The sequence below is a fragment of the Acinetobacter sp. YH12226 genome (assembly GCF_013417805.1).
Taxonomy (GTDB): domain Bacteria; phylum Pseudomonadota; class Gammaproteobacteria; order Pseudomonadales; family Moraxellaceae; genus Acinetobacter.
On sequence record NZ_VPDG01000009.1, the window covers coordinates 16,980 to 36,172 of the forward strand.

19 protein-coding genes, 1 tRNA gene and 1 pseudogene are annotated in these 19,193 nt (G+C 42.7%); 13 read left to right on the top strand and 8 right to left on the bottom strand.

The features are described from left to right. The first annotated feature begins 19 nt into the window (after positions 1-19). Positions 20-529: a hypothetical protein gene (locus FTV08_RS10180; protein WP_180087246.1), complete on the top strand. Its 510-nt coding sequence runs from the start codon at positions 20-22 to the stop codon at positions 527-529. Between the two features lie 53 nt (positions 530-582). On the opposite strand, the gene FTV08_RS10185 is transcribed toward FTV08_RS10180, so the two are convergent. The 3 genes from FTV08_RS10185 to metK form a co-directional block, all read right to left on the bottom strand. After that, a complete protein-coding gene (locus FTV08_RS10185; RefSeq protein WP_180087247.1) occupies positions 583-1,794 on the bottom strand; it encodes a YeeE/YedE family protein in 1,212 nt (403 codons plus the stop codon). 266 nt (positions 1,795-2,060) lie between these two features. Continuing rightward, positions 2,061-2,405: a hypothetical protein gene (locus FTV08_RS10190; protein ID WP_005104359.1), complete on the bottom strand. Its 345-nt coding sequence runs from the start codon at positions 2,403-2,405 to the stop codon at positions 2,061-2,063. A 330-nt stretch (positions 2,406-2,735) separates the two neighbouring features. Next, positions 2,736-3,902 (bottom strand): methionine adenosyltransferase, encoded by a 1,167-nt coding sequence (gene metK, locus FTV08_RS10195; RefSeq protein ID WP_004646663.1) that lies wholly within the window; start codon positions 3,900-3,902, stop codon positions 2,736-2,738. 473 nt (positions 3,903-4,375) lie between these two features. Between metK and FTV08_RS10200 the strand changes: the two genes are divergently transcribed. The 5 genes and pseudogenes from FTV08_RS10200 (at position 4,376) to FTV08_RS10220 (ending at position 8,883) form a co-directional block, all read left to right on the top strand. Next, positions 4,376-4,759 (top strand): pilin, encoded by a 384-nt coding sequence (locus tag FTV08_RS10200; RefSeq protein ID WP_071851212.1) that lies wholly within the window; start codon positions 4,376-4,378, stop codon positions 4,757-4,759. Between the two features lie 446 nt (positions 4,760-5,205). Further along, positions 5,206-7,194, top strand: a complete 1,989-nt coding sequence (tkt, locus tag FTV08_RS10205; protein WP_071851214.1) for a transketolase — start codon at positions 5,206-5,208, stop codon at positions 7,192-7,194. Positions 7,195-7,320: 126 nt separating this feature from the next. Then, positions 7,321-7,535, top strand: a pseudogene (locus FTV08_RS10210) (hypothetical protein). Positions 7,536-7,709: 174 nt separating this feature from the next. Then, complete coding sequence (locus tag FTV08_RS10215; RefSeq protein ID WP_180087248.1) at positions 7,710-8,165, top strand: GNAT family N-acetyltransferase; 456 nt, start codon at positions 7,710-7,712, stop codon at positions 8,163-8,165. A gap of 130 nt (positions 8,166-8,295) precedes the next feature. Then, positions 8,296-8,883, top strand: coding sequence for a YceI family protein (locus FTV08_RS10220; RefSeq protein WP_004646669.1), 588 nt, complete (start codon positions 8,296-8,298; stop codon positions 8,881-8,883). A gap of 41 nt (positions 8,884-8,924) precedes the next feature. Here the strand turns inward: FTV08_RS10220 and FTV08_RS10225 are convergent, their stop codons facing one another. Continuing rightward, positions 8,925-9,647: a glutamine amidotransferase gene (locus FTV08_RS10225; protein ID WP_071851216.1), complete on the bottom strand. Its 723-nt coding sequence runs from the start codon at positions 9,645-9,647 to the stop codon at positions 8,925-8,927. Between the two features lie 241 nt (positions 9,648-9,888). On the opposite strand from FTV08_RS10225, the gene yfcF reads away from it, so the two are divergent. Both yfcF and FTV08_RS10235 read left to right on the top strand, forming a co-directional pair. Continuing rightward, a complete protein-coding gene (yfcF, locus tag FTV08_RS10230) occupies positions 9,889-10,530 on the top strand; it encodes a glutathione transferase (protein WP_071851219.1) in 642 nt (213 codons plus the stop codon). A gap of 131 nt (positions 10,531-10,661) precedes the next feature. Next, positions 10,662-11,603, top strand: coding sequence for a cation diffusion facilitator family transporter (locus tag FTV08_RS10235; protein ID WP_180087249.1), 942 nt, complete (start codon positions 10,662-10,664; stop codon positions 11,601-11,603). A gap of 31 nt (positions 11,604-11,634) precedes the next feature. Here FTV08_RS10235 and FTV08_RS10240 read toward each other — a convergent pair whose 3' ends face one another. The 4 genes from FTV08_RS10240 to cysS form a co-directional block, all read right to left on the bottom strand. Next, positions 11,635-12,612: a fatty acid desaturase family protein gene (locus tag FTV08_RS10240; RefSeq protein ID WP_180087250.1), complete on the bottom strand. Its 978-nt coding sequence runs from the start codon at positions 12,610-12,612 to the stop codon at positions 11,635-11,637. Positions 12,613-12,705: 93 nt separating this feature from the next. Continuing rightward, the gene (locus tag FTV08_RS10245; protein WP_180087251.1) at positions 12,706-13,494 is read right to left on the bottom strand and encodes a PaaX family transcriptional regulator C-terminal domain-containing protein; all 789 of its coding nucleotides are present in this window, start codon (positions 13,492-13,494) and stop codon (positions 12,706-12,708) included. 190 nt (positions 13,495-13,684) lie between these two features. Then, a tRNA-Gly gene (locus FTV08_RS10250) sits at positions 13,685-13,760 on the bottom strand. 62 nt (positions 13,761-13,822) lie between these two features. Then, a complete protein-coding gene (cysS, locus tag FTV08_RS10255; RefSeq protein ID WP_180087252.1) occupies positions 13,823-15,244 on the bottom strand; it encodes a cysteine--tRNA ligase in 1,422 nt (473 codons plus the stop codon). A gap of 432 nt (positions 15,245-15,676) precedes the next feature. On the opposite strand from cysS, the gene FTV08_RS10260 reads away from it, so the two are divergent. Genes FTV08_RS10260 through lptB form a run of 5 tightly spaced genes read left to right on the top strand, consistent with a single transcriptional unit; the run spans position 15,677 to position 19,138 of the window. Next, a complete protein-coding gene (locus FTV08_RS10260; protein WP_004279959.1) occupies positions 15,677-16,720 on the top strand; it encodes a KpsF/GutQ family sugar-phosphate isomerase in 1,044 nt (347 codons plus the stop codon). A 3-nt stretch (positions 16,721-16,723) separates the two neighbouring features. Further along, positions 16,724-17,263 (top strand): HAD family hydrolase, encoded by a 540-nt coding sequence (locus FTV08_RS10265; RefSeq protein ID WP_004279958.1) that lies wholly within the window; start codon positions 16,724-16,726, stop codon positions 17,261-17,263. 33 nt (positions 17,264-17,296) lie between these two features. Beyond that, on the top strand, positions 17,297-17,845 hold the full coding sequence (gene lptC, locus FTV08_RS10270; protein WP_180087253.1) for an LPS export ABC transporter periplasmic protein LptC: 549 nt from the start codon (positions 17,297-17,299) through the stop codon (positions 17,843-17,845). Beyond that, positions 17,829-18,395 (top strand): lipopolysaccharide transport periplasmic protein LptA, encoded by a 567-nt coding sequence (lptA, locus tag FTV08_RS10275; protein ID WP_004646679.1) that lies wholly within the window; start codon positions 17,829-17,831, stop codon positions 18,393-18,395. The genes lptC and lptA overlap by 17 nt, the downstream gene beginning before the upstream one ends. Beyond that, on the top strand, positions 18,395-19,138 hold the full coding sequence (gene lptB / locus FTV08_RS10280; protein WP_114540781.1) for an LPS export ABC transporter ATP-binding protein: 744 nt from the start codon (positions 18,395-18,397) through the stop codon (positions 19,136-19,138). Before lptA ends, lptB begins: the two co-directional genes overlap by 1 nt. Positions 19,139-19,193: the final 55 nt, after the last annotated feature.

Consider the following 19,193-nt stretch of genomic DNA (forward strand, 5'->3'; position numbering starts at 1 on the left):
TTAAATTGAGTGTATAAACATGAAGGTATGGCTAACGTCATTAGCGCTGCTCACTGGATTAACTGCATGTTCGGAACAACCACAAAAACCGGTCGTAGATCCAGCCAAATATCAGGTTCAGGCCGCACAGGAACTGCAGCAACGTTTTGATGCACTCAATGTCCAGTTAGCCCAAGACTTTCAGGAATTTAAGAAAGTCGAAAGCATTGCTTTCGCGCACCAGTTTCCTTTAGATGTCAATAATCTGCAAAGCTTAAACCAACATCTCGTTAGCAGTACGGCATTAAAACCCAGTAAAATTGCCTATTGCGATATGATGAATAGTTATTTTGCCGATATGTACCGCTTGGGACATTACAATCTGGAACTGGTCGATGACATTAAATTGCCTAATGCCAAGAATGAAAATTTAAAAGCAAATTTCTCCGACGCTGATCATTTTTATACTTTTATTCTGGATCGTTATACGACTTATCGTCAGGTCCAGCAGACCATGGGTTATGGCTGTAATTTAAAAGCTGTGCTGTAAATCTCAAAGATAGAAAAAAGCCCATCATCAAGATGGGCTTTTGATTTTAAAAATTAACAACCGCTCAGTTTTTCAGGCTGCGGTTTCTCATCCGGGAAGAAGATTGGACGAAGTTTTACCCCAATGCCATTGCCGATAAAGGCAAACACCAGCCATAACCAGCCATGCAGACTACCCGACGCAATTCCACTGAAATATGCACCGATATTACAACCGTAGGCCAGGCGTGCGCCATAGCCCAGCATTATGCCACCTATAACAGCAGCAATCAGTGAACGTTTTGGAATATTGAAATTCGGCGCAAATTTACCTGCCAAACTTGCTGCCAACAAAGCACCCAGCATAATACCGAAGTTCATCATTGATGTAATATCAAACCATAATGATTCTGCCAGTGCTTTGGCATTGCCTGCTTTTTGCCAATAATCCCAAGAAGCTACATCAACACCTACGAGCGTAGCACCTTTGGCACCCCAAACTGCCAGCGCAGAGGTCACGCCCCAAGGACGACCTGCCAGTGCCAAAGTGGCAAAGTTGAGCAAGGTCAGAATAATACCGCCCCAAATCAGAGGCCATGGACCACGAACAAAGCGCTTCCAGCCCTGATATTCACTGCGTGGCTCAATTTCCAGGCTACCATGACGTTTCTTTTCAAAATAAACAGTCGCCGCAGCAATGATGGCAAAAACGATAAAGCTCAACAGCAATCCAGGGAGGACGCCTAAACTTTCTACCAGTGAAATAGGCTCAAGATGTGGCAGGGCAAACCACCAGTCAAGGTGGGAGGTCGCAATCACAGACCCGATACAGAAGAACAAGAGCGTCACCAGCATACGTGCACTACCGCCACCGACGGTATACAGCGTACCTGATGCACAACCGCCACCAAGTTGCATACCGATACCGAAAATAAAGGCACCAATCATGACTGACATGGAAACAGGGTTAACATTGCCTTTGACTGGGTTGCCGAACAATTCACCTGCACCTAAAGCGGGGAAGAACAGTAAAACTGCCAGCGCCAGCATAATCATCTGCGCACGTAAACCACGGCCGCGACGTTCCTTGATAAAGACACGCCAGCTCGAAGTAAAACCAAATGAAGCATGGTACAGGGTCATGCCCAGTGCACCACCAACCAAAAATAATAGGGCCTGATTTAAGCCTACGATTTGATAGGCACCGATTGTACCTATGATAAGCAAAATAAAAGCTGCCCAGACCGAAATATTCGACCGTTGGGAAGCAGCAACAATGACTGACATGGGAGATTAAATTTTAAAAATAAAGGCTGGTATTCTACTGAATTTCAGTTTAAATGCAGCCCGTTTTGCCGATTCAATCACAATTAAGTCATTCTAATACTTGATAAGTTTTATCAATTTATCTGATTTTATCGAATCATTTAGATAAAAAATTGATCCCATCAAGAAATAATGCAATTTCAATTTAGATCATTCGATATTTAAAATCATCTCTGATAAAAAAGCCTGCAATCGCAGGCTTTTAAACATCAAGCTGAATGCTAAAATCAGTTTTCAGCTTTTTCCCGAACTTCTCCGGCACCTTCCTCAACTGCCGCAGCTGTTGCTGCAGTTGCTTTACGTGCTGCTTCCGCAGTGGCATCTGCTGCTCTAGACGTTGCAGCAGCTGCTTCGTCCGCTGCCTGAGCAGTATTTTCCGCGGCATTATCCATTGCTCGTTCGGTTTCTACCGCAGCCTCACGGCTGGCATCTTCCATATCATGACCGGCTTGATTGGCTGCATTTTCTAAATGCTCACCTGTGGTTGCGCCGGTTTCAGGCGCTTCTTCTTTACTACAGCCGACTAAGGCAACAGTGGTCGCCAAACCTAAAGCAATCAGTAATTTATTCATCGAGTAATATCCTTTTGTTGTTGTAGAGCTGCAATCTAATTTAGCAGCCATTTGTTTAGATTTATGCTAGCAAATAGATCAACATTTGTTGATTAACTGTAACTTTTTTCGATACTTATACTGTAATGGCACAGTCGGAAGTTGTTTTAAGTTTCATGGAATAGTGATATTCACAGAGAGGGGAGCTTCAAAACTATCATTCGACATGCAGATTATAGTATGAAGTTTGGTATTTAGATATTTGGCATCATGAGCCAGAGATAATTCTAAAAATGAAGAAATGAAAGACATAAAAAAGCCCGCATGATGCAGGCTTTTTTTAAGAAAAACTTATAGACCAGCAGAGGCTTTAAGCGCTTCCACTTTGTCAGTTTTTTCCCAAGTAAATGCAGTATCTGAACCTTCACGACCGAAGTGACCATAAGCAGCAGTTTGCTTATACATTGGCTGGATCAGGTCAAGCATACGGGTAATGCCATATGGACGTAAGTCGAAATGTTCACGAACCAGTGCAATAATCAATTCTTCAGAGACTTTTGCAGTATTGAATGTATTGATTGAAATTGAAGTTGGCTCAGCAACACCAATCGCATAAGACACCTGAATCTCACACTTGTCAGCCAAGCCAGCAGCAACGATGTTTTTCGCCACATAACGACCTGCATACGCAGCAGAGCGGTCAACTTTAGATGGATCTTTACCAGAGAAAGCACCACCGCCGTGACGTGCCATACCGCCGTAGGTATCTACGATAATTTTACGGCCAGTCAAACCACAGTCACCTACAGGACCACCGATCACAAACATACCCGTTGGGTTGATGTGGAATTTGGTGTCTGCATGGAACATGTCAGCAGGAATGATTTTCTTCACGATTTCTTCAATCACAGCCTCTTTCAGGTTTGCTTGAGTGATTTCAGGATCATGTTGAGTTGAAAGAACGACTGCATCTAAACGAACTGGTACGCCATTTTCATAAGCAAAAGTTACCTGACTTTTTGCATCTGGGCGTAACCATGGCAAGGTGCCATTACGACGTAATTCAGCCTGCTTTTCCATCAAGCGATGCGCATATGAAATCGGCGCAGGCATTAATACATCAGTTTCGCGGCTTGCATAACCGAACATTAAACCTTGGTCACCGGCACCCTGATCTTCAGGTTTCTGGCGGTCTACACCCTGAGCAATTTCAGGTGACTGTTTACCAATCATGTTGATCACGGCACAGGTTGAACCATCAAAACCAAGATCAGAATGGTGATAACCAATTCCGTTTACGGTATGACGTACAATTGCCTCAAAATCAACATTTGCTGTCGTTGTGATTTCACCGGCAAGTACAACCGCACCTGTTTTTACAAGCGTTTCACAAGCAACCCGTGCATATGGGTCTTCTTTTAAGATTGCATCCAAAATAGCGTCACTGATTTGGTCAGCCATTTTATCTGGATGGCCTTCGCTTACAGATTCCGAAGTAAATACAGCGTACTCGCGCATAGTCCTATCACAGTTAATTTTAAAGACCCGATATGTTACATCGAGTTGCGCTCTAGGACTAGCTTAACAGGACAAAATTGGTCGAAATTGTTTCAAATTATTGTGTTTTTAATTGATTAATAGAATTAAAAAAATTGATATGTCTATTTAGGCAGCATTATTGATTGGGGAATATGAAGCAACAATATTTTAATCAATCAGACAGCCAGAAAATTAAATGCTTAGATTTCTGATTAAATTTTAAAAAAATAGACGCTAGAAAAAATACAAAGCTCAAAATTCAAAATTTACTTAAGCAAGTGATCATTACATCAATAAAGTGGATTCAGGCTGTGCGCCTTGCGACCAACTGTCTTGCTGATGTTCAAGCGTGTCTTCATATTAGCGCTAAGTCTTCCACATTAGCTGGTTAGGAATGACGACATCTTTTGCTATGGACTTCTTGGAGCAAGACTGTACGGAGATCAGAAATCATGTATCAAAAGGCATTTACCCTGATTGAAGTGCTGATCGTGCTCATCATTATCGCGATTTTAGTAACGATGGCTTTTATGAGTTATCAAGCTTATATCGTACGTAATCAATTGGCCGAAGTATTTGAGCAAGCTGGAGCATATCGAACCCAGTTTATTGCTTCGGATCAGCACTGTGATGCCGGACGTGAGATTGGTGGGCATGGTCAATATATCGAAAAAGTGATCATTAATGCCGCATGCCGGATAGAGTTCAAGATAGGAGAGCAGGGAGTAGATGCTGCGATTCGCGGGAAATCGGTTGCTTTTGACGTTCATAGTGGCAAATGTTACTCCACTGATATTCAGCAGCGCTATTTGCCTAAAGACTGTCAGGGACAATAAGTCTACCGAGGTTGGAAATTAGCCTAAGCAAATTAGATTTTCACCTGTATATCAAACAATCCTGCCAATATTTTATAAAATTTAATACAAATTACATTATGAATAGATCAGAGAGTCATATAAATTTTCTTCAAAAATAATAGTGTGAGACATATGAAATAGAAACAAAATCAGCATAAATTCAATCCTGTTTATCAGCTTGGAATCCAGATACAGAAACTAAAGTCGCTTTTGAAATGAAGGATAATTCAATCTGAAAATCAGCACAGAGAACCGAAGCCGAAGAAGAAATGTGGAATAATTGTACGATAAGGCAAGAGACACTCAATAAACTGATAAATATTGTTGGTTAGTCTTTACCCCTCGCTGTTTTTTTAAGACAATAGACAGCAGTTTTGAAAGTCTTTTCATCATTTCCTATTTCTGAATATTTTGGACTCTGATTTATGACAACCCCGCTTAATGAACGTCGTATTGCAAACGCAATTCGTGTATTGGCAATGGATGCTGTGCAAAAAGCAAACTCAGGACATCCAGGTGCTCCAATGGGGATGGCAGATATCGCTGATGTGGTTTGGCGTGAATTCATGAACCACAACCCGACCAACCCGAATTGGGCAAACCGTGACCGTTTTGTATTATCAAATGGCCATGGCTCTATGCTTCAATATGCGCTTCTTCATTTAACGGGCTACGATCTTTCGATTGAAGATCTTAAAGCATTCCGTCAACTTCATTCTAAAACACCTGGTCACCCGGAGTTGGGCTATGCACCAGGGATTGAAACGACGACTGGTCCTTTAGGTCAAGGCATCGCGAATGCTGTCGGTTTTGCACTGGCTGAAAAAACTCTAGCTGCGCAATTCAACAAAGACGACATCCAAGTTGTAGATCACTTCACTTATTGCTTCCTCGGCGATGGCTGTTTGATGGAAGGTGTTTCTCACGAAGCATGTTCTTTGGCGGGTACATTGGGTCTGGGCAAATTGATTGCTTACTATGACGACAATGGCATCTCGATTGATGGCGAAGTGGAAGGCTGGTTCTCTGACGATACAGAACAACGCTTCTTGGCGTACGGCTGGCAAGTGATTAAAGTTGATGGTCACGATGCAGATGCAATCCGTCAGGCAACTGTTGAGGCGAAAGCTGAAACTGCTAAACCAACCATCATTATCTGTAAAACCGTGATTGGTTTGGGTTCACCAAACAAGCAAGGTAAAGAAGACAGTCATGGTGCACCACTCGGTCATGACGAAATCGTCTTGACTCGTGAAGCACTAGGCTGGACTGATGAAGCATTTGTAATTCCTGAAGATGTTTATGCAGCTTGGGATGCGAAAGCCAAAGGTGCTGAATCAGAAGCAGCTTGGAACGAAACATTTGCTGCTTATGCTGCAAAATATCCAACTGAAGCAGCTGAGCTTAAACGTCGTTTATCTGGTGAATTACCGGCTGACTTCGTTGCAAAAGCGGATGCTTATATTGCAGAAGTGAATGCCAAAGCTGAAACGATCGCAACGCGTAAAGCGAGCCAAAATGCATTGCAAGCACTTGTTCCATTATTGCCAGAAGTTCTAGGTGGTTCTGCGGATCTTGCAGGTTCTAACCTGACCCTTTGGAAAGGCGCGCAAGGCGTACAGGACAATCCGGCAGGTAACTACGTACACTATGGCGTACGTGAATTCGGTATGACTGCAATCGCGAATGGTGTTGCACTGCATGGCGGGTTCATCCCTTATGTAGCAACATTCCTGATGTTTATGGAATATGCACGTAATGCCGTACGTATGTCAGCATTAATGAAACAGCGTGTAATCCACGTTTATACGCATGACTCAATTGGTCTGGGTGAAGATGGTCCAACGCACCAACCTGTTGAACAGATCGCATCACTTCGTGGTACACCAAACCTGAATACGTGGCGTCCATGTGACACTGTTGAAGCAGCAATTTCTTGGAAATCTGCATTAACGCGTGCCGAAGGTCCAACTGCATTGATCTTCTCTCGTCAGAACTTGCCATTCCAAAACCGTACTCAAGCTCAAATTGAGAGCGCTGCGAAAGGTGGTTATGTACTGGCTGAAGAAAAAGGTGAATTGAAAGCCATCATTATTGCTACTGGTTCTGAAGTATCTCTTGCAATGGAAGCTTATGCACAGCTTGAAGGCGTGCGCGTAGTGTCTATGCCATGTGCTGAAGAATTCATGAAGCAAGATGCAGCTTATCGTGAAGCAGTTCTTCCAACGAATATTCGTGCACGTGTTGCTGTTGAAGCTGCACATGTAGATTACTGGTGGAAATTTGTAGGTCTTGATGGTCGTGTCATTGGTATGACCACTTATGGTGAATCTGCACCTGCAAAAGATCTGTTCCAGTTCTTCGGGATTACCACTGAAGCAGTGGTTGCAGCTGTAAAAGAGATTACTGCATAATCAACTGATTAGGCGGTTTATTAAAAGGCGCTCCAGTTTTGGGGCGTCTTTTGCTTTTTAGCGTTGTTTTCATGTGGCAACTGTTAGAAAGTTCTCCCATAGTCGAAATGAAAGAGTGAGATGAACATGAGCTTGTATGAACAAATTAACGATGAAATTACTTTAATGGATGCAGGCGAACTCAAGTGGATCGGACAGGAATTACCTCTTGAAGCGATGGTTGCAGTTGATTTAATGCTGCAGAATTAGCCGAAGAAAATATCATTAAAGTGCGTCGTAAAAATCATGAAAAGACGACTGGCCTAAAACAGGTTGATCGTATTCTGGTTGAAAAACTTTAAACATAAAGCATGAAAAGTCCCTGATTGGGACTTTTTTATGCCGGATGATTTTCATCTGACAGGTTGCTTATGAACATCAGATGAGATAAAGCTAGGTTTAGGCCGCTATAAAAATTCAGCGACCACTATCGAAACGACTTAAATTAAAGAAATAAGCCAAAGAAGCGGTTAAACATGAATATACAGCCCCAGATCCAGATCAAATCTCTAGAGCAAATATCACAGCCGGAATGGCTATTTTTATGGCAAGACTATCAACGCTTTTATCAGACGCAAATTTCGGATGAGGTGAGTGAAAATACCTGGGATAAATTAACCAATTCTGAATTAGATTCAATATACGGTTTTGCGGCCTTGATTGATGGAAAGGTCGTTGGGATGGTGCATGTCATCGAACATAACAGTAGCTGGACAGTAAGACCATATGCTTATTTGCAGGATCTATTTACCCATCCTGACTATCGGGGAAAGGGTGTGGCGCGTAAGTTGATTCAACATGTCTATCAGGTTGCACAGCAGCGTAATTGCGACCGGGTTTACTGGCTGACTCAGGAATCAAATCATCAGGCACAAGCGTTGTATAACAAAGTCGCCAAGAAAACTGGATTCATCCAGTACCGTATGGATTAAAGCTCAAAAATTAAAAAAAATAACTTACAATTTTATCGTTTCATCACTGCAACAAAACGTTTTATCTTTAGGGCTGTAAACGGTTCCAGATTCTATACACTTAATAACATCCAAAACGTGAGATAAAAACATGAATTTCAAAACATTAGCATTAGGCTTGGCGGTCGCATCTGTAGCAACAGTTTCTATGGCAAAACCAGTGGCCTATACGATTGACCCGACTCATTCAGCAACGGTGTTCTCTTGGAGCCACTTTGGTTTCTCTACACCATCTGCAAACTTCAGTGACATCCAGGGTACGATTAATGTTGATAATGCAAAACCTGCGAATTCTTCGGTCAATGTGAACATCCCGGTTGCAAGCATTAATACGAATGTGAAAGCGCTGGATGACCATATTAAGACAGCAGAATTTTTTGATGCTGCCAAATATCCGAATATCACTTTTAAAAGTACTAAAGTTCAGGCTTTAGGCAAAAACAAATACAAAATCACCGGTAACTTAACCGTAAAAGATGTCACTAAACCTGTGGTACTGGACGCAGTTTTAAATAAACAAGGCGTGCACCCAATGACCAAATTACAAACGATTGGTTTCAATGCAACCACTTCATTTAACCGTTCAGCCTTTGGGGTAGGCGGTTATGTTCCAAATGTGGGCGATAAAATTACAGTGAACATTACTACCGAGGCTTCTGTTCCTGCTCCGAAAAAATAAGCATGACAAATTAAAAAAGCACCCAACTGGGTGCTTTTTTATTACGGTGATTTAAGTTGCAAGTTTTCTAAATAATGCAGCAATACCGAACTGGCGGCCTGTTCAAGCGCGGGCGCATAGCTTTGATGATCCGCCCGTAAGGCGGGAATATTGATCTGGGCTTTGCGTAACTCACAGGTATGTCCAATCAGCCATTTCTCTAAACTTTCACTGGCCACTTCAGCATGGAATTGTAGTGCTAGAATATTCTGTCCTACCCGAAAGGCCTGATTTGGATAAAGATCAGAGCTGGCCAGTAATTCTACCTGTTCAGGTAGGTCAAAGGTATCACCATGCCAATGCAGGACGTCAATATCCTCCAGAGCTTTTAGTGGATTGTTTTCAATAGAAGCAAGACTGAGTTTAGACCAGCCAATTTCCTTCACATCTCCGGGATAGACTTTAGCATTCAATGCAGCAGCAATTAACTGCGCACCTAAACAGATGCCTAAAGTCGGTAAATTCTTTTCCAGTCGAACTTTAAGTAAGTCTATTTCTTGTTGTAAGAAAGGGTAATCCTCAGTTTCATAGACTGCAATCGGGCCACCGAGAATAATTGTTAATCCAGGATGTTTAAAAGCCTTGGTAAGATCATCGATGCCAGCTTCGAAATAACGCACACGTAAGCCGAGCTGATAAAAAATATCTTCCCAAGCACCTAAGTCTTCAAAAGCCAAATGTTGAATGGCATACACGGTATCGGAGAGGTGGGCTAAGTTCAGCATAGTTTTTTGATATCAAGAGAATGATTTAATTTAACGTGAATCAAAAGCAAAATAAAAGGCTTTATGCCCCACATCATGTGCAAAATAGAAAATAATGAACATCGCTGCGCTATCGGCAACTGTGTAAACATTTTCGTGTGATCGCTACATGAAGCAGTTCATTTTTCCTTTTATATAGGAAAGGGAGTAGAGTAAGGCTGCCGTACTGAATAAAAATAACAAGACCATCAGGATCAAGGATATGCAAAATATACGTTTATATGTCGATAAAAATAGAATCAGCCCTTATGCCATGTCGGTCTATGTTGCCTTAAAAGAAAAGGGTTTAGATTTTCAGGAAATCGTGATTGATTTAGATCAGCAGCAACAGAAATCTGCGGCTTATCAAGCCATTTGTCCAAGTGCTAAAGTTCCGTGTTTAATAGTAGATAACTTTAGCCTGTTTGAATCATGGGCGATCACTGAATATTTGGAAGATGCCTTTCCAGCACCTAATTATCCAGCCTTATATCCTAAGGAAATTTATGCTAGAGCTAAATGTCGGGCCATACAAGCCTTGGTCAAAACCGATTTTATGCAAATCCGCCAGCAGATGCCTTCCGATTCGGTATTTCATCTAGCAAAAATGTCTATACCTCTTACAGCTTCGATCACTGAAGAAATTCAGCGCTTGGTGAATGTGGCAGAATATATGCTGGAGGACATATGGTTGACTGAACACTGGTCAATTGCAGACTTTGATCTGGCCTTTATGTTGCATCGTTTGTTGAGCCATCAGGTGAAACTTCCTGTGAAAATAATAGAATATGTCGAGCGTAATTTTAAGCGTGCTTCGGTACAGGCCTGGCTGGCAGAACATGAAAAAGCTAAAACTTTAATCTAATGTCGACTGATAAAACAGTTCATAAAAAACCTACTTAAATAGGTAAAATTCAAGCGTAATATGAATCAGAACAAAACTTGAAAAGATGCTGAGGATACAGTCCTCGTTGAATAAGAAGGAGGGAGGGGCCGGTGGGGAATTCACATCATCATGAACATAGTCATGTCGCCGTGACTGCAAAAAATGCCAAAAAATTATCAATAGCGTTGGCATTAACCACGACTTTTTTAATTGTGGAAGTGATTGCTGGTTTTCTAACTCAAAGTTTGGCCCTACTTTCTGATGCTGCGCATATGTTTACCGATGCTGCTGCACTGGCTATCGCTTTAGTCGCTATCAAAATTGGGCAAAAACCGGCAGACAATAAACGGACATTTGGTTATCAGCGCTTTGAGATTTTGGCTGCCCTGTTTAATGCCGTGATGCTGTTTGTGGTTGCGATTTATATTTTGTTTGAAGCTTATCAGCGTTTGAGTTATCCGCCAGAAATCCAGAGCCTTGGCATGATGATTGTTGCTGTTTTGGGGCTGATCATTAACCTGATTTCCATGAAAATACTGGTGTCCAGCAGTCAAGAAAGTCTCAATGTCAAAGGTGCATATCTGGAAGTGCTCAGTGATGCACTGGGATCTGTAGGCGTGATTATTGGAGCACTAGTGATTTATTTGACTGGCTGGATGTGGATGGATACGCTGATTGCGGTATTGATCGGATTTTGGGTATTGCCAAGAACCTGGATTTTGCTGAAACAGAGCATCAATATTCTGCTTGAGGGTGTGCCGGATGAAATTGATATTGAAAAATTACGCCACGATCTTTTGGCGCTCGAAGGGGTTCAGGACATTCATCAGCTCAAGGTTTGGGCAATTACTTCCAAAAAAGTCATGCTGACTGTGCATCTGGTTGCGCCGAATGTGGATTATCAGAAACTGCGGCATCAGACCTTTGAGATGCTTCACTATGAGCATCATATTACCGAGATGACTTTGCAGATTGAAGCGGAAGACTGCCCACCAGAACATCGGGGACAATCCTCACATCTGCATTCACATGCCGAAAGCCATCCACATTGAAATTGAATAGTCTCAACCGCAGAAATATTTTTTATTTTTTTAAAAGTGAGCGAATCACATCCAGATAACTTGGCGGAGCATCGACATACTGACGCTCCCTTAACATCTGATGCATTTTCGCCAGCTTTTGATGCGGAACAGAGGCCATCAAATGATGTTCAATATGATAGTTCACATGAATTGGGGCTACAAAAGCACGTGCCAGCCAGTCTGCACGGGTGGTGCGGGTATTGCTCAGGGCGGAATGACTGGTTTCTAGGCCCGCATGCTCAGCCATGGCGCGGATGCGGATGAACAAGGGGAATGGAGTGATATAGGCAAGAGGCCATAATAAATATAGTTTAGGATGTCCGCTGGCCCACAGTGCAGAAAAAATTGCTGCATTTGAGATGAGCATACCGGAACTATTTTTCAGCAAGTTTTTCGCTAACTCTAGATTGCTGCGATCACCACGCGGAATTGGCTTGGGGTCGTTGGAAACACTCCATTCCAGTAATTCAAGATCCATTAATACTCGACCTGCAAGGAACTTAAGTCCAGATTGCCCATTCAGATCACGAAAGAATTTCCTGAATAGTGAGCTTTGAGTAATGGGGAAATTTTTTACCAACCCCAAGTCAGGATCATCTGGCTGCGAGGTTTTAGCATGATGTTTCAGATGATAGGGACGATACTTGCCGACATCATTCCAGATCGGGCGTGCACAGAGCCAGTCAGTCAAATGAGTGTTCAACCATTTGGTTTTAAAAAGACTATGGTGCGAGGCATCATGCATCAAAATAGCCATGGCAAGCTGGCGTCCAGCAAGAATGGCCAATGCCAGCGCGCACATCAGGACTTTCCCCCACGTAGGTAAATATTCCCAGCTATAGGCGACCGTGCCAAAGGTCATGACAATTACGGTCCAGGTTGAACCTACTGCCCAAGCACCATGCAAGTCTGAGGTCGTGGTGAGTTCTTTAATTTCATCACGACTAAAAAGTTCTGTGACACTGACCTTGCTGTTCATTCTTCTGCCTATATTTAGTTCTTATTGCTGTATTCAATATATTTGGATGAAATATTACAGTCAATTTATTTTTGTGTATAAAATAGAAATAAATTAGACCCCTTGGTCTTTAAAATAATGTTGCCATAAAAGTTGACCCTGTTTTTCTATTTTGCGGACTGCGAGCTCAAATTGTTGTCGGGCATCGGTGTCTATCCATTCTGCAGGAAGCAAAGGATCAGCACGTAAACTAAACAGGGCAGATTTACCTAGATAAAAGGCACTTTTTGCAGCATCTGCTAAAGTCAGATTTTGGTAATTTTCAAACCAGTCGTTAATATCACGCTGTACTGCATGATAGGTCTGATGTAGCTCTTCGATATCCCATAAATCACGAACTTCGGTTTCACTTTCCAGTTGACTGACTTGGAAAAAACGTGCGTCAGGATCTAATCCAAACTGGATTACAGCTATTTTTAATGGACTTAGGTTTAGCGTTAAATTATCGGGACGAATAAAAACATTTTGCTCTAGTTCCTGAAAACCATAATAACGCAGCGCTTTTTCTCTTTTAGATAAGGCAGTACGGTCTACACGTCCCAAAGTGCCGGTATAGACCAATACATATTTTCCGTTCCATGTGGTCGCCGTTTGCATATCAGGGTGTTTGTTTAAGCTGATAAAAGAAGTATCGAATTTTTTCTCTAGCAATTGATATACGCCGCGCTCTACAGCTTGAATGACATTTTCCTGATTTAATCGGGCTACAGCGACACGGATACCATTGTCAGATATACCCAATAATTCAGCAGCAGTTAATATCCGCTTAATAGACAGGGTGGAGTTTTTAGAAGCGTAGAGTAAGTCTAAAACAAGATGACGAGCATTCAATTTATAAGTCATGAAACGATATCGTTATGAAAGGGATTGAAAGTTTTAAAGTTTATCTACAATAGCACTTTGTCATGACTAACCCAAAAAAATGTCAAGGTAAAAGAGGATGAATAAGTGATTTGAGATATGCATTTTATTAATAAATTTTTTTCAAACACAATAAAAAACCCTTATCTTTCGATAAGGGTTTTTCATATTCTGGAGCGGGAAAGGAGACTCGAACTCCCGACCCCAACCTTGGCAAGGTTATGCTCTACCAACTGAGCTATTCCCGCAATGAGGTGAATTATAGAGAATTCCACAGCAGTGTCAACTCCCTATAAATCTGTTTGATTAATTAATCAGCACGACGCCAAACTGTACCTTGACGGGTATCCTCAAGTACCACGCCTTGATCAAGTAAAGATTGACGAATCTCATCCGCACGTGCGAACTCTTTGGCTTTCTTGGCATCCTGACGCTGTTGAATCAAATCTTCAATTTGTTCAGGTGACAATCCTAGAGCTTCTTGACCAATGTCAGATTTGAGGAACTCATCTACATTTTGCTGTACCAGACCGAGAATATTGGTCAGGTGACGTAAAGTTGCGTAGTAGATCGCTGCCTGTTCCGCATTTTCTTCTTTCACGGTACGATTCAGCTCTTTATTGATTTCGAACAATACCGCAATCGCTTCAGGCGTATTGAAATCATCACGCATAGCGGCATTGAAACGCTCAACCAAAGCCTCATCCAGAGTTTCAATCAGATGATCACCATAAACCGCCTGATAGGTTTTAAAAGAATGGTAGAAACGAGACAAGGTATTTTTTGCTTCTTTTAAGGCAACATCCGAGTAATTCACCGGGCTACGATAATGGGAAGACACAATGAAATAACGCACCACTTCCGGATGGAATTTTTCAATCACGTCGCGAATAGTGAAGAAATTGCCTAAAGACTTCGACATTTTCTCGCCATCGACATTAATAAATCCGGCATGCATCCAGTAATTGACATACTGTTCACCAGTAGAAGCTTCAGATTGTGCAATTTCATTTTCATGGTGCGGGAAGGTCAAATCAGCACCGCCGCCATGAATATCGAAATGATTGCCTAGGCAGCAGGTCGACATTGCTGAACATTCAATATGCCAACCCGGACGGCCATTACCCCAAGGGGAAGCCCATGACGGTTCATTTTCCTTGGCATGTTTCCACAGTACAAAGTCAAATGGATGTTTCTTTTCAACTTCGACATCGACACGTTCAGACGCACCCGCTTGCATATCTTCCAGTTTACGGCCAGAAAGACGACCATATTTGGCAAACTTCTCGACCTCAAAGTAGACATCACCATTATTGGATGGATAAGCCGTACCTTTGTCGACCAGGTTGCTGATCATATCCTGCATCTGATCGATGTAATCTGTGGCTTTAGGTGCTACATCAGGTGCAAGGCAGCCCAGTTTGGCAAAATCCTCATTCATCGCATCAATAAAGCGGCTGGTTAGCTCTGAGATACTTTCGCCATTTTCATTGGCACGTTTAATAATTTTGTCGTCAATATCCGTAATATTACGCACATATTTGACTTTCCAGCCTTGGCTACGCAGGAAACGGATAATATAGTCAAATGCAACCACTGTACGTGCATGTCCAATATGACAGTAGTCATAAACCGTCATACCACAGACATACAGATCAATTTGACCTTCAACACGAGGTACGAATTCTACTTTTTTGCGTTGCTCTGAGTTATATAGAACAAATGGTTGCATAGCTGTTCAAAAGACTTCAAATAAAAGGATGAATCATCTTAACCTAAGCATAATTATTCATAAAGATAAAAGCGCAAAAAGCCTCAGTTATTTAGGATAGTTAGGCAACGAGAGTGATTTAGAAAGAAGAGGTTCAGGAAGTGAAATAGCGATATTGAGCTTACATTTTCAGAGGTAGTGTTTGCCAGTATGATTAAATTATATTTGAATGAGTCTGGTCTGATTTGAACCAAACCTATTTTGGATAGCGTAAGCGCGTTCCCCTAAAAAATAAAAACAAGCGCCTTTTACAGCGTCAAAAATGAAGCGAATGTAGAAGTGGAGATACCAGATTGTGCAAGTTGAATACAATCTGAATATATTAAAAATCCGTCGAATCTTCTATATTTAGAAAGCTTACAATTGCATAGCTATGCTAAAATTGCGAAAATTATGCCCATCAAACCAGAGTTTTTCTCTGTCCTTAGCGTAGGTAAACAGGCTTTGAATCCACAAAAAACAGCGAATCAACTAGATTTCCAGAAAGTCGCACTTGAAACACTGCGCATCGAAGAAAATGCACTACAGATTTTAGCAACACAGATTGATGACCGTTTTAGCCGGGCATGTGAAATTATTCTACAGTGTACTGGCCGTCTGGTGATTACCGGAATGGGCAAGTCAGGTCATATTGGCCGTAAAATGGCGGCGACCTTTGCTTCGACCGGAACTCCCTCATTCTTTATGCATCCAGGTGAAGCCGGTCATGGTGACTTAGGGATGCTGGTGGCTGGTGATGTGCTGATTGCAATTTCAAACTCGGGCAAGAGTGATGAAATCATGATGCTGATGCCACTCATCAAACATCTGGAAATTCCGCTGATTACCATCAGTGGTGATGATCGTGGTCCAATGCCACAAAATGCTGATGTGGCTTTGACGCTGGGTAATATTCAGGAGGCTTGTCCACTGGGTTTAGCGCCGACATCGTCAACGACGGCAACATTGGCTTTGGGTGATGCTTTAGCGGTGGCTTTACTGGATGCTCGCGGCTTTACCTCGGATGATTTTGCACGCTCACATCCTGCAGGTGCGCTGGGTAAGCGTCTGTTATTGCATGTGAAGCATCTGATGCGTACTGGAGCCGATTTGCCGAAAGTCTCGCCTGATACCGCCATGAATAAAGTATTGTACGAAATTTCCAACAAGCGCTTGGGCTTAACCACAGTCGTCGATGAAAATGATGTGTTGCTGGGGATTTTTACCGATGGTGACTTGCGTCGCTTGATTGATAAGCAGCAAGGTTTTGATGTCAATCTGGCTATTCAGGACGTGATGACCAAAAATCCGTTGACCATTTCTCAGGAAGCACGTGCAGTGGTCGCACTGGAACGTATGAATGAACATAAAATTAATCAATTTGTAGTTGTTGATGATGCCAATAAAGTCATTGGCGTGATTAGTATGCATGACCTGATTCAGGCTGGGGTAAATTAATAAATGGCATCTTATGTATTATTAGAGCAGGCACGTCATATTGCAGCACTGGTGCTTGATGTAGATGGTATTTTAAGTGATGGCTTTGTAACGCTGACCAATACTGGCGATGAGATCAAATCCTTTGATATTCGTGATGGTCTGGGCATGAAACTGGTTCAACAAGCAGGAATCAAGGTGATTATTATCACCGGACGTAAAAGCAATATCGTAGAAAAGCGTATGTCGGATCTGGGTGTTGATCTGGTCTATCAGGGCCGTGAAGACAAAGGTACAGCACTTCGTGAAGCCTGTGCACAGCTTAACATTGATCCTGAAGATTGCCTGTATATGGGCGATGACTGGCCTGATTTGTCTGCGTTCGCCATTGCCGGCATGAAAGTGACCGTACCTAATGGTCATGTCGAAGTTCGCCGCCGTGCCGATCTCGTGACTCAGGCACAGGGTGGACGTGGTGCGGTGCGTGAAATCTGCGATATGTTGTTAATGTCCAAAGGCATGTACCAAGAGTTACTTGAAAAATATACTCGTGCGCCTTATTAATAAGTCATATCTTTTGGATTAAGTACACCGCTTATGGATACTAAAGTTTTATATATTACGGCCGTGATTATTGCCGCAATAAGTGGTGGTTATTACTATTACAGCGGCAAGGGCAACAAGTTGCAGGCAGACTCTGCGCGCAGCATGACCTATTCCGCTCAAAATATTAACTTAACCCAGACAGATGAAGCAGGTCAGGTGTCGGTTCGTGCCCAAGTGGACCGACTCGAGCAGAACCTGCAGCTAGAAACCTCAAAGCTGGAAAATCTGCGAGCATCGACTTATGGCAATGGTAAAGTCGATGCGACTTTCTTTGCCAAAATGGCGCATGGTTATGATGACAATACAAAAGTTGTACTTTCTCAAGAAGTGCTCGCCACCAAAATCATGCAAAATGGGAAAATGCGGTTCCGTACTGAAGAACTGACCGCTTTTCCGAAAACACGTGAAATTGAAACAGACAAGACAGTGATTGTGGAATCTCCACAGGCTGAATTCGTCAGCCAGGGTCTTAAAGCCAATCTTAATGATGGTCAATACGAATTCTTTAATATTCGAGGAAAGTATGAACCAAACTCCTAAAGCCAAAATGATGCACACTTTCCTGAAGCGTATGACGCTGGCGACTGTGGTTGGACTCGGTTCAATCGCTGCTTTTGCACTGCCATCTGACCGTAACCAGCCAATCACTTTGCTGGCTGACCGGGCGACTTTCAATGAGCGGACGGGTGTGACGACGTATTCGGGCAACGTTATCATTGAACAGGGCACCATGAAGCTGCAAGCCAATTCGATTGTGGCCAATCTGAACAATAAGCGCCAGATCAGCCTGATTACGGCTACTGGCAGCCCGGCACAGTTCCAGCAAAAAGTGGATCCGGCCAAAGGTCTTGCCAAAGGTCAGGCGCAGAAAATTGTCTATAATGCTGAAACCGGGATTATTACCTTGTCAGGTAATGCCTTCCTGCAACAGGACGGTGCCAGTATTCGTGGTGCAACTTTAAAATACAGCATGAACAAAGGCGATATCGAAGCCACCGGAACACCAAACAAAACCGGTTCATCCTCTGGCCGTGTACAAATCGTGATTCCACCTTCTAGTTCAACATCCTTTCCAGGAGCGCGTGATTAATGGAGCAATCGCAGCAGGTTGAAACCTTAACCATTAAGCATCTGGCGAAAAATTATAATAAACGCTGGGTAGTGAAAGATGTGTCGTTCAGCATGGAAAGTGGCCAGATTGTTGGGTTGCTGGGACCAAATGGCGCCGGAAAAACCACAAGCTTTTATATGGTTGTCGGTCTGGTGCGGATGGATAAGGGGGAAATCTATCTGGATGATCTGGATCTTTCCGACCTTGCAATGCATGAACGGGCACGTAAGGGAATTGGTTATTTGCCGCAGGAAGCTTCGATTTTCCGAAAACTGACGATTTCAGAAAATATTATGGCGATTCTGGAAACCCGTAAAGATATGACCAAGGCACAACGTCAGCAACGTCTGGCGGAGTTATTGGCAGACTTTAAAATCACTCATATTAAAGATTCTTTGGGTATGAGTGTATCCGGTGGGGAGCGACGTCGTGCCGAGATTGCGCGTGCACTCGCTGCTGATCCAAAATTTATGCTACTTGACGAGCCTTTTGCCGGCGTCGATCCGATTTCGGTCGGAGATATTAAGGATATTATTACAACCTTGAAAGATCGCGGAATTGGGGTGCTGATTACCGATCATAACGTGCGTGAAACCCTGGCGATTTGTGAGCATGCTTATATTGTCAGTGAAGGCGCATTGCTTGCTGAAGGTACACCAGAAGAAATCCTGGCGAATGAGACCGTGAGAAAAGTTTATCTAGGTGATGATTTCACTGTTTAAATAATCCTGCTTTATATAAAACCCTGCATCAGACGCCAGTTGTCGGATGCAGGTT

Coding starts and splice junctions, on each gene's coding strand:
- FTV08_RS10180 (WP_180087246.1), top strand. CDS start 20: ATGAAGGTATGGCTAACGTCATTAGCGCTGCTCACTGGATTAACTGCA.
- FTV08_RS10185 (WP_180087247.1), bottom strand. CDS start 1,794: ATGTCAGTCATTGTTGCTGCTTCCCAACGGTCGAATATTTCGGTCTGG.
- FTV08_RS10190 (WP_005104359.1), bottom strand. CDS start 2,405: ATGAATAAATTACTGATTGCTTTAGGTTTGGCGACCACTGTTGCCTTA.
- metK (WP_004646663.1), bottom strand. CDS start 3,902: ATGCGCGAGTACGCTGTATTTACTTCGGAATCTGTAAGCGAAGGCCAT.
- FTV08_RS10200 (WP_071851212.1), top strand. CDS start 4,376: ATGTATCAAAAGGCATTTACCCTGATTGAAGTGCTGATCGTGCTCATC.
- tkt (WP_071851214.1), top strand. CDS start 5,206: ATGACAACCCCGCTTAATGAACGTCGTATTGCAAACGCAATTCGTGTA.
- FTV08_RS10215 (WP_180087248.1), top strand. CDS start 7,710: ATGAATATACAGCCCCAGATCCAGATCAAATCTCTAGAGCAAATATCA.
- FTV08_RS10220 (WP_004646669.1), top strand. CDS start 8,296: ATGAATTTCAAAACATTAGCATTAGGCTTGGCGGTCGCATCTGTAGCA.
- FTV08_RS10225 (WP_071851216.1), bottom strand. CDS start 9,647: ATGCTGAACTTAGCCCACCTCTCCGATACCGTGTATGCCATTCAACAT.
- yfcF (WP_071851219.1), top strand. CDS start 9,889: ATGCAAAATATACGTTTATATGTCGATAAAAATAGAATCAGCCCTTAT.
- FTV08_RS10240 (WP_180087250.1), bottom strand. CDS start 12,612: ATGAACAGCAAGGTCAGTGTCACAGAACTTTTTAGTCGTGATGAAATT.
- FTV08_RS10245 (WP_180087251.1), bottom strand. CDS start 13,494: ATGACTTATAAATTGAATGCTCGTCATCTTGTTTTAGACTTACTCTAC.
- cysS (WP_180087252.1), bottom strand. CDS start 15,244: ATGCAACCATTTGTTCTATATAACTCAGAGCAACGCAAAAAAGTAGAA.
- FTV08_RS10260 (WP_004279959.1), top strand. CDS start 15,677: ATGCCCATCAAACCAGAGTTTTTCTCTGTCCTTAGCGTAGGTAAACAG.
- FTV08_RS10265 (WP_004279958.1), top strand. CDS start 16,724: ATGGCATCTTATGTATTATTAGAGCAGGCACGTCATATTGCAGCACTG.
- lptC (WP_180087253.1), top strand. CDS start 17,297: ATGGATACTAAAGTTTTATATATTACGGCCGTGATTATTGCCGCAATA.
- lptA (WP_004646679.1), top strand. CDS start 17,829: ATGAACCAAACTCCTAAAGCCAAAATGATGCACACTTTCCTGAAGCGT.
- lptB (WP_114540781.1), top strand. CDS start 18,395: ATGGAGCAATCGCAGCAGGTTGAAACCTTAACCATTAAGCATCTGGCG.